At 45.1% G+C, this 13,345-nt stretch carries 8 protein-coding genes; 3 read left to right on the top strand and 5 right to left on the bottom strand.

The window, feature by feature from the left end:
• Nucleotides 1–41 precede the first annotated feature (41 nt).
• Together L0U89_RS10825 and L0U89_RS10820 are read left to right on the top strand one after the other, a co-directional pair.
• Nucleotides 42–1,130, top strand: a complete 1,089-nt coding sequence (locus L0U89_RS10825; RefSeq protein WP_234861537.1) for an AI-2E family transporter — start codon at nucleotides 42–44, stop codon at nucleotides 1,128–1,130.
• Entirely contained in the window at nucleotides 1,114–2,052 is a 939-nt protein-coding gene (locus L0U89_RS10820) for a tetratricopeptide repeat protein (protein ID WP_234861536.1), read from the top strand. The genes L0U89_RS10825 and L0U89_RS10820 overlap by 17 nt, the downstream gene beginning before the upstream one ends.
• Here the strand turns inward: L0U89_RS10820 and L0U89_RS10815 are convergent.
• The 4 genes from L0U89_RS10815 to L0U89_RS10800 all read right to left on the bottom strand — a co-directional run bounded on the left by L0U89_RS10815 (nucleotide 2,049) and on the right by L0U89_RS10800 (nucleotide 10,373).
• Nucleotides 2,049–4,937 (bottom strand): ATP-binding protein, encoded by a 2,889-nt coding sequence (locus L0U89_RS10815; RefSeq protein ID WP_234861535.1) that lies wholly within the window; start codon nucleotides 4,935–4,937, stop codon nucleotides 2,049–2,051. The two genes, L0U89_RS10820 and L0U89_RS10815, sit on opposite strands and share 4 nt — an antisense overlap.
• A 196-nt stretch (nucleotides 4,938–5,133) precedes the next feature.
• Nucleotides 5,134–6,348 (bottom strand): porin, encoded by a 1,215-nt coding sequence (locus L0U89_RS10810; RefSeq protein ID WP_234861534.1) that lies wholly within the window; start codon nucleotides 6,346–6,348, stop codon nucleotides 5,134–5,136.
• Between the two features lie 321 nt (nucleotides 6,349–6,669).
• Nucleotides 6,670–8,931 carry an aconitate hydratase gene (locus L0U89_RS10805; protein WP_234861533.1) on the bottom strand — a complete coding sequence of 754 codons (2,262 nt, stop codon included), beginning with the start codon at nucleotides 8,929–8,931 and terminating at the stop codon, nucleotides 6,670–6,672.
• A 125-nt stretch (nucleotides 8,932–9,056) separates the two neighbouring features.
• Entirely contained in the window at nucleotides 9,057–10,373 is a 1,317-nt protein-coding gene (locus L0U89_RS10800; RefSeq protein WP_234861532.1) for a TIGR00366 family protein, read from the bottom strand.
• 107 nt (nucleotides 10,374–10,480) lie between these two features.
• On the opposite strand from L0U89_RS10800, the gene L0U89_RS10795 reads away from it, so the two are divergent.
• A complete protein-coding gene (locus tag L0U89_RS10795) occupies nucleotides 10,481–12,226 on the top strand; it encodes a sensor histidine kinase (protein ID WP_234861531.1) in 1,746 nt (581 codons plus the stop codon).
• On the opposite strand, the gene L0U89_RS10790 is transcribed toward L0U89_RS10795, so the two are convergent.
• Nucleotides 12,223–13,233: an aldehyde dehydrogenase family protein gene (locus L0U89_RS10790; RefSeq protein ID WP_234861530.1), complete on the bottom strand. Its 1,011-nt coding sequence runs from the start codon at nucleotides 13,231–13,233 to the stop codon at nucleotides 12,223–12,225. The two genes, L0U89_RS10795 and L0U89_RS10790, sit on opposite strands and share 4 nt — an antisense overlap.
• Nucleotides 13,234–13,345: the final 112 nt, after the last annotated feature.

Below are 13,345 nucleotides of genomic sequence, written 5' to 3'. Positions count from 1 at the left end.
ACAAACCCATCTCTACACGACATTTTTCAAGTCAATCCTCTATGAGCCAAAACATATTTACTCTCCCCGCTTACCTCAAAGCACTTGCGGTTTTACTCCTGATTATAGTCCTCATCTTCATTTTAATTGTTGGACAAAGCATTCTGGTCCCCCTATTTCTTGCGGGACTCATTGCGGGATTGTTGACCCCGTTGAGTAATTGGCTTGAGCGAAGAAAAATTTCTCGAATTTGGAGTACCTCCATCTGCCTTTTTGCATCCATTGTGGTACTGATTGCATTTTTGTCCTTTGTCATCATCCAAATCGCCAGTTTCAGCAAGGATGTTGGAAATGCCGGCGAAAAACTGAATGGCTATTTGGTGCAGATTGATGGCTTTTTGGTTGACAATTTCCACCTCGAAACCGGTATTGGGAAAGGCATCGACCAAGAATACTTGATAGACCTGCTTCAATCCAACAGTTCCAGTTTGGCGGAATTTGTTTTTGGCACCTTGGGATCGCTTTCATCCGTCCTATTGCTGCCTGTTTTTATATTCTTCTTTGTACTATACAGGGATCACCTGACCAATTTTATTGTAAGTCTTTACCCTTCCCACGAGGAAAAAAAGGTGAAATCAGAAATCAAAAACCTCCGGCGGGTAGTTCAGCAGTACATCGTAGGTATGCTTAAGGTGATGGCCATCCTCGCTGTTCTCAACAGCATCGCGCTTCTCGGATTGGGAATCAAGCATGCCGTTTTCTTTGCAGTATTTGCTGCAGTACTCAATATCATCCCTTATCTGGGACCATTTTTGGGTGCAATTCTTCCGACCATTTTCGCTTTCCTCACCAAGGACAGTCTTTTCTATCCTATCGGCGTGGTGGTCTGTTTTCAAATCATACAATTGATCGAAAGCAATTTCCTAACTCCCAAAATAGTGGGCAGCAACGTCAACCTCAATGCATTTGTTACCTTTGTCGGACTTCTCGTCGGAGCCTCCATTTGGGGAGTTATGGGCATGATTCTGATTATTCCCACCCTTGCTGTTCTGAGAAAAATATTTGAACTGAGCGAATCCACCCGGCCCTTTGCAGTGTTATTGGGAGAAGAAAAAACCGAAAACCCGATTCCAAGTGAAAAACCTGATTAAGCTACTGATCCCTGTTCTCTTCTCCGTCAGTCTACTGGCATGTGACAGTCCCGAGGACAAGAAGGGGAGGTTCCTGCTGAAAGGCAATGAAAAACTTAACCAAAATGACGCCAAGGCGGCGATCGACTTCTATACGGAAGCCCTCAACATCGACGACCAATACAGGGACGCGCTCTTCAACCGGGCGTTGGTGTACCAACAGCTAAACCAACTGGATCTCGCAATCCGCGATCTCGACGCAATCCTAACGTCCAATCCCACCGATAGCTTGGCAGTTTTCCAACGCGGCGTCTGCCTACTGGACAATGGGGAATACTACAAAGCGCTTGGGGATACCAAAAACCTATTAAAAATTAATCCGGAAAGCTGGAAAGGACATTTCCTTCAAGGATTGATATATGAAAAAATGAAAAACCTGGAAGAAGCGAGGTCCTCTTTTCTGGCTGCACTCCAAAAATCCCCCAACAATGTCGAGATCCTTGTGAATTTGGCGAACATGGAGTATTATCTTGGGAATTTAGAGATTGCTTCAAATCTTCTGGACAAGGCCGAGAAAATCGATCCAAGCGAAGCAAATATCCTGAACCTTAGATCCTTACTCGCCCTAGAGACAAAGGAATATAAACAGGCACTCATCGATATTGAAAAAGCAATCGTACTCCGCCCGAACGAAGCCTATTATTATAACAACCGAGGCTTGTACAAACTTCTTTTGGGAGACCTTGATGCCGGATTGGAAGACATCAACTACAGCATCAAGCAGTATCCCAAAAACCTCTTTGCGATCCGAAACAAAGGAATATATTATGCGCTGAAAGGACAAAAGGAACTCGCACTGCGGTATTTGAACGAAGTCAAGGAAAAAGATCCAAATATGATGTTGGTGGATGAATATCTAAAAATTGCCCTGAACGAGGACTAACCCACCACTTCCCGAATCTTCTTCAGAAGCTCGGACGCATCGATAGGCTTAGAAACATAACCGACAAACCCGCTTCTTTCAATCTTTTCCATCATGTCTTGTTTGGCAGCAGCAGACAGCGCGATCACAGGTACCTTAGACATGGAAGTAATCTTTTCCGTGGCTTCAAATCCATCCATCACAGGCATCTGCAAATCCATCAGAACACAATCGTATTTGCGTTGGCTCACAGCTTCGACTGCTTCCAGTCCATTATTGACCCGATCGTACTCGATCCCCCATTTTTTGATGATTTTGCCCAAGACTAGTGCATTTACGTCATTGTCTTCTGCCATCAGCAACTTGACTTGGCTAAGAGGCAATGCAGGAACTTCGACCTTTGGCGTAATCGGCACAAACTGTCTTTTGGTTTTTTCAAACTCAATTTCAAAGAAAAACCTGGACCCGACACCCAATTCCGACTCGAGTTGGATCTGGCTTTTCATTTGGTCCAAAAGTCTTTTTGTGATCGAAAGCCCTAGTCCCGTGCCACCGTATTTCTTGCTGAATGAATGCTGAATCTGGTCAAACTGGTTGAAAATCCGCGCTTGGTTTTCCTTCGCTATCCCGATACCTGTGTCCTTCACCTCGAAGTAAACCTTGATCCTATCTTCGGATTGGGAAACTGTGTGGATTTTGACCTCTACCGTACCGTTGTTTGTAAATTTCAGCGCATTGGTAATGAGGTTGTTTAGTATTTGGGAAAGGCGGACTTTGTCTCCTTTTACTTCTTGGTTTAACTCATCGGAAACCTGTAAAAGCAGCTTATTGCGACTATCCTTTGCATGGAACTCAAGGCCCTTGATCACCTGCTGCACGACGTCCTTCAGGTTCATCGGATTGTATTCCAAAGTCAATTTTCCCGCCTCTATCTTTTGGTAATCAAGCAAATCGTTGATCATGCTGATCAGGTTATCGACAGCAAAGTTGATCGTGTTGAGCGCAGATGCTTGATTGGGTGAATGCTCGTCCTGAAGAAGCGTATAAACAGACCCGGAGATCGCGTTGAGCGGAGTCCTGAGTTCATGGCTAATCATTGATAAAAACTCTGATTTGATTTGACTCGCCCTTTCAGCCTGTTCTCTTGCCTGGCTGAGGTTTTCCTCGAAGCGTTTCTGCTCGCTGATATCGGCCAAGTAACCATACCAAATCACCTCTCCGGTTTCCAATTGTTCAGGTTTGGCAGCGCCCAAAACCCATTTGAAACCCGTGCCCGAAAGATCCTTCACACGAAACTGACATTGCCAAGGCCTGAGCGTTTTTGCAGACGAAACAGTCGTCATCAATACTTGGGCGATATCCTCAGGATGAACCTTGTTTATTGCCAAGCCGATATTGTTGAACTTTTTGAGTTCCGTATCACTCACTCCCAATAGGTCCTTGATTCCCGGACTGAGATAGGAAAAATTCATATCCCCTTCCCTATTCACAACAAACTGATACAATGCACCGGGAACCTGTTCGGTCAGGTGGAGCAAAAAATCAGAGGATTCCTGCAGTGATTTCTCCAACCTCACCCGCTCAGAAATATCCCTCGCAAAAGCAATGATGAATGTATTCCCTTGGGTTGTCGCAAGACAGGCACTGACCTCAACCTCGTAAAATTCACCATTGGTCTTCCGAAGGGAAGATTTGTACCTCAGGTTCCGATCGACTTCCAATTGGCGTCTAAACTCTTCCCATTGTTGCAGATCCTTGAACCGTACTTCATAATCCGAAAACATGGTTTCTTTGGACTCATCGGCGACTATCATCAACCTGTCATTGGCCTCATGGTTGGTGAAAATGATTTTGCCACTCGTATCGGCAATGAGAATCGCTTCAGGCGACATTTCAAACATTTCCTTGTATAGCCCAAATTCATAAATGAATCCCTGCTCAATGGAAACATCCTTTACAGAACCGAAAAATCTGGAAACCTTACCGCCACTTGATTCTGTTTCTGCGGCAAATTGAACCCATTTCCCTGTTCCAGAACCCGCGTTGACTTTGATTTTTAGATCAAGTGCAGAACCCATTGCCAGCGACTCTGTGAGCATCTTTTGGAATAAGGGCCGAAACTCAAGGCTAATCCCCTGAACAACTTGCTCGATGGTCGGCGTCACGGTTTCTTTCCAACCAAAAATATTCCTGAATCCTTCACTGACCACAAGCTGGTTTGTCTGTGGATTTATTGACCAAACACCCGAGAGTGTTGATTTTTCGCCAAAATTGTACAGCTCATTTTTGTAAGCGATTCGGGCGACCTCTTCTTTGAACTTGGAAATGTTGCGCCCAGTCAGGAAAAACCGTTCTCCAATAAAATTGATATGCCATTCGATCCATACAAATGCGCCTCCTTTGGTCAATATTCTTGAACTGAAAACCTGGTTCGACCTTTCTGCCTTGGCCTTTGCAGTGACTTCCGTTGCGGTGTCTAGGTCTTCGGGGTGAAAAAACTGACAGAGTTCGACATTGGTAACCTCTTCGGGGTGATATCCCAACACCGTCTCCACTGCAGGACTGATCCAACTCATGAAGTTTTCCTGTCCAATGCCCAGGATGTCAGGACAATTTCCCAAAATCGCGTCTGCATCCTTTTTCGGGGGAAGTCCCTTGGTCTTTAACTCCGAGCCCTTGTAAAACAGAAAATAATTGGAATCATTCTCTTGCGGCAGTTCCAAATTGAACACAAAATCCCTGTCTTGGAAACTGACGATCAGCTCTTCATTGAAAATATAGGAATTGATATCCAAACCAAGACCCACGAGCGTTTTCTCCTTAAGGTGTTGGCCGATATGATTTTCGAAGGACTCGTTTGAATAAAAAATATTGTAAGGATAGGTATCGTCCGCCAGAAAAAGCATTTCTGAAGATTCAAATATGATTTTCTTAAACGTATTGTTAATACCGTTTTCCTTCATGATAAACAATGCTGTAAAAGCAAACTACTAAAACTTGGAATGTGGGTGTAAGCTTTAAATAATCTAATGCGGTAAACATACATATTTTTGTTTTTTGCACCAAATATTTTGTACCTAAATATGAAAATAGGCCGCTCTATCAAATCCCAAACTCTACTTGGAACATACCTGTGAATGAATTTGAGGTGTTTTCGAAACCTGGCAAACCCTCAAGCCATTTGTATCCAGCATTTCCCTGTATTTTGATCCGATGTTTTCTTATGTAATATGAGTAGCCAACAATGGACTCTTCAGTCCTATCCTGCAAGGAGATAATGTCCTCCCGCGGCTGGACGGCGGAGTACCGAACAGCCAGTTCCGACTTACGGCTTAGCATCCGACTCACTTGTATGTTTATTCCGTTTCCGACTGTCACATACCTTATCTGGTTTTCGGGCCCATATGTAATTGGGTCAGTAGCATCACGGCTAAAAAACTCCCCCAAAACAGCCCATCCCTGATACTTGAACATGCCGTCGACGATGAGTGTATAGATGTTCCTGTTGTCAAAAAGAGCCGGACCCAATTGGCCTCCAGTCCTCGTCGCCTTTAAGTTAGCCGAATAGGAAATCCCAATCGATAACCTAGGTTTGGGTTCGAATTCCAAATCTCCCTCCGAATAATCGCCCACGTTTTTGAACGCCCCAAACGGCAAATACTCCAGCCTTCCGGTATATGCCAATCCATTGTTGGTTTTAGTGGAATTTCGTCCTTCTCCAGAGGAAATCACCCCTTTTGCTTGCAGCGCAGATTGATTTTTAAACAGGAAAGTCTTATAGACAAAGAATCCGAAATCACGGTCGATATTGAAAAAACCATTGGCAAGAGACCTGTCGGCGAACTGTAAGTTACCCGAGCTCGTCACGCGCTGCCTGTTGCCTGGAAGCTTGGATTGCCCAAATCCCAAATAAAAATTAGGGGTCAAGAAATAATAGACAATCGCGTCTCTCAGCGGTTGGGCGATCTCTGAATTCTCTAGGTCAAGATCTGCTTTTGAAAATCCAAGCTGGATGTAGTATTGGAGTTTTCTCGTCCCGACAAAACCATCAAACCGTAAGCGCATACGCCTTACCCGCATCTCATATTCCTCCACACCAAAATCATCCCCACCAAAAGTGTTGAATCCAGCCCGATTTTGCATCCTGAACCTCAGGTTCATCAAGAACAAAGAATCCTTGGAAAAACTGATTCCATCATCCACCTTCAGCAAAGCCCGTTCGTCAGACTCAAAAGTCTGCGCAGATACCGTCCCGGATAGACCAAATCCGAAAAAAAACACAAGGAACCAAACTAACGTGGGTTTATGGAAAATCATGTGGTCGGGGAAGTTGCAATCAATTCACAGGCGGACGAAAATAGGATAAACTTGGCAGATATTAAGGTCGAATTCAAATAATTCTGTAACCGTCGGCAGTGGTTTTAACCTGCAAATCCATCCATCCTTCCCGTCGATCCCAACTATGGCAAAAACGAAAAAACCATATCCGAATATTGGCCAGCAAACAACTTCAATTTTTTTGTCCTCAGCCGCAAAAAAGATCGCATCTATTGAAATGCCAAAAACTTAAGCATTGCCATGATGTCAAAAAAAAGCCCGGAATTGAAATCCCGGGCTTTGTTGATTTATTGATATTTATCAAATCGACGCTTTGATCAAATTCAAAGCCGAACCTGCCCTGAACCAACCAATTTGGCCTTCATTGTAGGTATGATTGACTTTGATTTCATTTTTGCTGCCATCTGCATGGTGTAGCACGACTGTCAAAGCCTTACCCGGCGTGAAATCTGTCAAACCGAGAATGTCGATCGAATCGTCTTCCTGGATGAGATCGTAATCCGCCGGATTAGCAAATGTGAGTGCCAACATGCCTTGTTTCTTTAGATTGGTTTCGTGGATTCTGGCGAATGATTTTACCAAGATTGCGCGGACGCCCAGGAATCTCGGCTCCATGGCCGCATGCTCACGAGACGAACCTTCTCCGTAGTTTTCATCACCTACCACGATGGACCCGATACCATGGGCTTTGTATTGACGCTGTACGGCAGGCACTTCTCCATAACCTCCACCCAATTGGTTTTTCACCTTGTTGGTTTCACCATTATAAGCGTTGACGGCACCAATGAGCATGTTGTTGGAAATGTTGTCCAAGTGACCTCTGAACCTCAACCACGGACCTGCCATGGAAATATGGTCAGTAGTGCATTTGCCTTTGGCTTTGATGAGAAGCTTTAGTCCTTTGAGGTCAGTACCTTCCCATGCCGGGAATGGAGCCAGCAATTGAAGCCTGTCGGACTTCGGATCGACAATTACCTGAACCTTTGAACCGTCCGCAGCCGGAGCTTGGTAGCCCGCATCCTCCACGGCAAATCCTTTAGCAGGCAATTCAAGGCCTTTTGGCTCATCCAACTTCACCGCTTTACCTTCTTCGTTGATTAAGGTGTCGGTAACGGGATTGAATGTAAGGTCACCTGAGATTGCCATAGCGGTAACAATTTCCGGAGAAGCTACAAACGCGTGTGTGTTTGGGTTACCATCCGCACGCTTGGCGAAGTTTCTGTTGAAAGAGGTAATGATGGAATTTTTTTCCTGCTTTTCGGCGCCGTGACGTGCCCACTGTCCAATACAAGGACCGCAAGCATTAGCCAAAACCACGCCTCCCATTTTTTCAAAAACACCCAAGAAACCATCCCGCTCCACAGTGAAGCGAACTTGTTCTGATCCAGGAGTAATCGTGTACTCTGACTTGGCGATAAGTTTTTTGTCAACTGCCTGCTGGGCAAGGGAAGCAGCGCGGGAAATATCCTCGTAGGAAGAATTGGTACATGAACCAATGAGTCCTACTTCCAATTTTGCTGGCCAGCCGTTTTCCTTTACCGCTTGGGCGAATTTGGACAAAGGCCAAGCCAAATCCGGTGTGAAAGGCCCATTGATATGCGGTTCCAGTTCGGAAAGATTGATATCGATAACTTGATCGAAGTATTTTTCTGGATGGGCATAGACTTCGGAATCACCTGTCAGGTGTTCTTTGATCGCGTTTGCCATGTCAGCAATTTCGGCACGATCCGTCCCTCTCAGATAGGCCTCTGATTTTTCGTCATAGCCAAAAATCGAAGTCGTGGCACCGATTTCAGCACCCATGTTACAGATTGTTCCTTTTCCAGTGGCCGACAATGAACGTGCGCCTTCGCCGAAATACTCCACAACAGCCCCTGTACCGCCTTTCACAGTAAGGATTCCTGCTACTTTCAAGATCACGTCTTTGGCCGACGTCCAGCCGGAAAGTCTGCCAGTCAATCTCACACCAATCAATTTCGGGAATTTCAACTCCCATGGAAGTCCAGCCATCACGTCACAGGCATCAGCACCACCAACACCGATTGCGATCATTCCCAATCCACCTGCGTTAGGCGTGTGTGAGTCAGTTCCGATCATCATACCGCCTGGAAACGCATAGTTCTCCAATACCACTTGGTGGATGATACCGGCTCCCGGCTTCCAAAATCCGATCCCATATTTATTGGACACAGAGGCCAAAAAGTCATAAACCTCCCTGTTTTTATCCTTGGCTTTTTGCAAGTCAGCATCTGCACCGATTTCTGCCTGAATCAGGTGATCACAGTGTACCGTAGATGGTACGGCAACCTTGTCCCTACCAGCTTGCATAAACTGCAAAAGGGCCATTTGGGCAGTCGCGTCTTGCATGGCAACCCGGTCAGGGTTGAAATCCACGTATGAACCGCCTCTTTGGTAGGCTTCGGTCGCTGCACCTTGCGTCAAGTGGGCATACAAAATCTTTTCTGTCAGGGTAAGCGGTCTTCCGACAGCCTTCCTAGCGGCGGCAATCCTTGTGGGATAGTTGCCATATACCGCCTTTATCATTTCTATGTCAAATGCCATTGGACTTGTATTTAATAAAATGAGAAGGTTTTTTTAAATCGTTCGCAAAGTTAAAAAATCAGGCCAAAATTGGAAGCAAATTCCAGTAAGCCTTGGTTATTTCTACGGACGGTCATGCACCTGCACTACATGAAGGCGTATATACCTACAGAAAACACCAAGAAGGACACCAGAAAATAAAAAACAGTGTATTTCAACAGACTTTTCGCAGGAATTCCCGTGATCGAAAGTAGGGGCAAAGCCCAAAAGGGCTGAAGCATATTCGTCACCTGATCCCCATATGAAAATGCCAAAATCAGGTCAGCGGGGTTTATTCCCAATTTGTAACCAGCATCCATCAAAATTGGGCCCTGCACGGCCCATTGTCCACCTCCAGAGGGAATGAATAAGTTTACCAAAGAAGCACTTGCAAAAGCCATCAACGGAAAAAACTGTGCCGATACATTTTGAAAAAACCATTCACTCGCGACAGCCAGAAAACCGGAATATTTCATCATACCCAAAATACCCGCGTAGAAGGGAAACTGAACCAAAATATCCGTAGAAGCAGATAACCCTCTCGCAATAGCCCGGAAATATGCCTCCACATCCCCAAACAGCAAAAAACCCAAACCCATCAAAGCAAGATTGACATAATTGAGGTCTATGAAGCTCAATCCTCGGTTGTCCGCGGCAAAAAAATCGGAAACACAAAGTACCAAAATCAAAATCCCGAGAACCTTACCCATCATGCCCTTGCCTTGTGGGATCAGGCTATGATCATTTTTCTCCAAGTCACGAGAAAGCTCGAGGCCTTCAAATTTTCTTTTGGACATGAAATACATCAAAGTCACCAAGGCCACGACAATTGCAAGATTGATCCAAAGGTTGGTCGCCGAAAAGATCGTTTGGGAAATCGGTATGACTCCAATCGTCTCCGATAAAAAATGTCCTTCTTCCGCAACCTTGAGCGATGAGGATGCCGACAGTCCTCCGTGCCAGACCAACATTCCCAAATATCCTGAGGCCCCAACGAGCGGGTAGTTGATGTTTGAATCTGATTTAGCGGCAGCCTGCCCAATTTGCCGCGCCAAAATAGCTCCAACAATAAGCCCAAATCCCCAGTTCAAGTAGCCCGCTACGATTGCGGTCGTGCCGGTAACAACAACAGCTTTTGTATTGGTGTTGGAAATCACGACAAGCGTTCCCAAAAGTTTTTGAGCTGGACCCGAAGTTGCCAAGGCATATCCCAACACGAGGATCATGATCATCTGCATGGTAAACTCTAATAGTTCCCAAAATCCTTTTCGCCAAAATGATAGTATCTGCTTCGGATCAATCGATTCTCCCTGTATACCAGGCGTTGAAAAGAGCCAAACCACCACAAATACGACCACACTCAAAAAAATGGCTATTTCAAACGTGGTGGGAAAACTTACCAGTTTCTTTGTTCCTTTATACATCTGATTCCGTTGCTGTTCCATATTGATCGCCGGCATACAAAAAAATAATAAATCCTTTTTACTTTGAAAATTTCTTTACTTTTAAGCCATCCTTAACACCAATCTCCTTGGATTTCAATATTTTTTCGGTCACCCTGTTGATTTCGGGTATGATAGTGGCAGGTATTTCCTCTGTAATCATCTATAGACTCGGAGATTCTGTCAGGTGGTTTGCTATTACCATGCTTCTCGTGGCGATTTGGGCCTTGGCGTATGGCTTTGAGCTGTCCTCAAGCACCCTGGAAGCCATGCTTCGATGGGTAAGGATTGAATATGTGGGCATTGCTTTTGCGCCGGGCACATGGCTTTGGTTCTGTCTCAAATATACGGGATTACACAATTGGACATCCCGCAAGTTTTTCCCGCTGGTTTTTGGTATCCCGATTCTCACATTTCTCCTCGTAGTGTCAAACCCGTGGCACCACCTACACTATAAAGAAGTCGATATCTATTTGGATGGCCCCTTTCCGCTTTTGGCGATTACCGTGGGTCCCTGGTATTACGTACACGTTGGATTCTTTTACATTTCGCTGTTTACAGGCAGTCTCCTCCTTGTGTACAGGTTTCGTTTTGCAGAAGCCTTCTTCAAAAACCAAACCTACCTGTTGTTGTTGGCGGGATTTGTGCCTTGGGTTTTCAACCTCGTGTATCTTTTTGGCTATCGCCCTTTTGAGCATATAGACCTTACCCCATATGCTTTTTTGTTTATGTACATTTTTGTGGGTATCGGCTTGCTGAGGTTTGAGCTTTTCAACATTAGGCCGATTGCAAGGGACAAGGTCTTCGAAGTCATCACCAAAGGCATATTGGTCTTTGACCCAAGCCTCCGGATCATCGACTTCAACCCCTCAATCAAAAAATGGATTGGGAAAAAACCGAGCGAGATCATCGGCAAATCCATCGCGGGGGTGATTCCGGGAAGCGAAAGCTTGGAAGCCTTCCTTTCCAAAAAAGAGCAAGCCAAAACAGAGGCAAGCCTGAAAATTGGGGAAATTGCGAGGGACTATTCAGTGGAGTTTATCCCGATGCTCGGCAGCAAATCAAACGTAACGGGCATGCTCGTGCTTTTTGAGGACATTACCCAGGAAAAGTCAATTCAGAACCAGATTCTTCGGCAAAGCCAGGAATTTAAAAACATGAACAGCCTCAAGGACAAGCTGTTTTCGATCATTTCACACGACCTAAAAGGACCCATTTTTGGTATCCGGGAACTTATCAAGCTCTCCCAAAATGGCGATGTTAGCCGGGATGATTTTTTTGATATCCTGCCCGAAATCAACAAAAGTATGGATTCAGTTTCCATCCTATTGGAGAATCTCCTCGCATGGACCAGTAGCCAAATGAAGGGAGAGTTTATCCAAAAGAAATTCTTTGATTTGGAAAAACTGGTGGACCAGGAATTTGATCTGTTCGAAAATATGGCCAAGGAAAAGGGGATCACCTTGAGGGTTCAGCGGTACGGCAATTTGGAGGTTTTTGCAGACAAAAACATGATTGACCTGTCCTTACGCAACCTCATCAGCAATGCGATCAAGTTTTCGGGGAAAGGTGACTTGGTTACCATAATCCTAAAAGATATGGGTAGTGAAGTCCAGGTAAAGGTAAAAGATACGGGCTTGGGAATCAATGCCGAAAACCTTGAGAAATTGAGGAGAAGAGAGTCGTTCACAACACCAGGGAAAAACAAAGAGGGCGGTACAGGCCTCGGCATGCTACTCGTGCATGAGTATGTCAAGAAAAATGGTGGCGAACTCCAAATCCAAAGTCAAGAATCCCTAGGCAGCGAATTCACCTTCAACATACCTAAAGGCTAGCCCAGACTTTTGAGAAACGTAATCGTGTCAACTCCGTCGGCATAATCATCCAAGGCAGGGCATTGCGCTTCGCCAAATGGAAGGCTTTGGGGGTACCATGCATCCTTGCTCAAGATGCATTGAATTTTGTCCGATATCTGTGATAGGCTATTTTTCAACTCATATTCGTCGTTGTATATCTCATAAAAAACCACCGAAATCGGCGAAACCAATCCCTCACTTTCCCGGACTAGAAGAAATCCGTTATCCAAGTGGGGCTCACGATTGACAAGGTAGATGGACTTGTTGTATTCGTAGTTGTTGAAATATTTATGGTTATCGGCCACATACTTATACTTCTCCACAGCGTCCAAAAACCTACGGATACTCTCCATGCCATTCACATAAAGCTTGGAGACATTTCTACATCCGAGGCCATAATACTGAAAAACATCCCTACCTAGGGCCCGAAGGTCTGATTCATTTTCGTCACCGTTCAGTATCGCTACCGAAGTCCGGTTTTTTCGGATGAGATTGGGATATTTTCCAAAGTAGTATTCAAAATATCGAGCCGAATTGTCGCTTCCAGTAGCGATATAAGCATCTTTGGCTTTAAGAAATTCCTCAATCGTAATGGAAAACCGAGGCTCTATTTCCAGCAAATTCCGGATCAACCATCCCATCAATACCGTGTCGGATGAACTCAGTTTGACACAGGCCTTGTGCCCTACCAATAACACAGCCATCAGGTCGTGAAAACCGACTGCGGGTATGTTTCCAGCCATCATGATTCCGATGGACTTGGGATTGGGTATTTCTCCCAAATGATAGCCGTCAAGCCAAGCCTGAAGCGCTTCTTCTGTCAACAAATCATACCAAGCATCCAATGCCGCAGCAACCTCCCTATGGGTAAACCAGCGGTTTTGGGCTTCAGCTCTCTGATAAAGATCTTCGCGCTCGTCATCAGAAAGGTGCCCGATACGTTCACCCAATTTTGCAAATGCTGCTATTCGATCCTCAAGACTCATCACAGATATTTTGGGCAAAGATACCCATTGCTCCAAATTACAGCCCGACGGGAATGAAATTAAATTAATTAGCATGACAACTTTTTCTTGGTGCAAGTGTTATTGTCTTATT

The sequence above is a fragment of the Mariniradius sediminis genome (assembly GCF_021491425.1).
Taxonomy (GTDB): domain Bacteria; phylum Bacteroidota; class Bacteroidia; order Cytophagales; family Cyclobacteriaceae; genus Mariniradius; species Mariniradius saccharolyticus.
Note: the sequence above shows the minus strand (reverse complement) of the source record. Positions and strands in the feature narration are given on the sequence as shown.

What these genes read in the sequence shown, in the direction of transcription:
- L0U89_RS10825 (WP_234861537.1), top strand. Translation starts at nt 42, where the DNA reads ATGAGCCAAAACATATTTACTCTCCCCGCTTACCTCAAAGCACTTGCG.
- L0U89_RS10815 (WP_234861535.1), bottom strand. Translation starts at nt 4,937, where the DNA reads ATGCTTTTTCTGGCGGACGATACCTATCCTTACAATATTTTTTATTCA.
- L0U89_RS10810 (WP_234861534.1), bottom strand. Translation starts at nt 6,348, where the DNA reads ATGATTTTCCATAAACCCACGTTAGTTTGGTTCCTTGTGTTTTTTTTC.
- L0U89_RS10805 (WP_234861533.1), bottom strand. Translation starts at nt 8,931, where the DNA reads ATGGCATTTGACATAGAAATGATAAAGGCGGTATATGGCAACTATCCC.
- L0U89_RS10800 (WP_234861532.1), bottom strand. Translation starts at nt 10,373, where the DNA reads ATGTATAAAGGAACAAAGAAACTGGTAAGTTTTCCCACCACGTTTGAA.
- L0U89_RS10790 (WP_234861530.1), bottom strand. Translation starts at nt 13,233, where the DNA reads ATGAGTCTTGAGGATCGAATAGCAGCATTTGCAAAATTGGGTGAACGT.